The sequence below is a fragment of the Vibrio sp. HI00D65 genome (assembly GCF_001635455.1).
GTDB lineage: Bacteria > Pseudomonadota > Gammaproteobacteria > Enterobacterales > Vibrionaceae > Vibrio.
This window is the reverse complement of the sequence record NZ_LWEH01000116.1, coordinates 1-220: the sequence shown is the minus strand read 5'-3', so window position 1 is coordinate 220 and position 220 is coordinate 1. Positions and strand designations below refer to the sequence as shown.

The 220-nt window shown below is 40.0% G+C and carries 1 protein-coding gene; it reads right to left on the bottom strand.

The features are described 5' to 3' along the window. The coding region (locus A3712_RS10180) for a MarR family transcriptional regulator (RefSeq protein WP_157618736.1) at window positions 1-220 on the bottom strand (220 nt) is incomplete at both ends.

Genomic DNA, 220 nt, shown 5'->3' with positions numbered 1-220 from the left:
GACTTCTTTACAAGTTCTTGATTGATCAACGCATTAACTAATCTCGTGACCTGTGCTTTATCGCGGTTTAGGAAGTGCGCGATATCCATAGCCGTACATGGAGATTTCTTAGTAATGATCTTCATGACACGAATATTCATAGGTGCGATCTCAGAATCCAAGCTCTCAATCTGTTCACTCATTTGACGTTTCAAAGAGTGTACTAAGCGAAAGATAGACT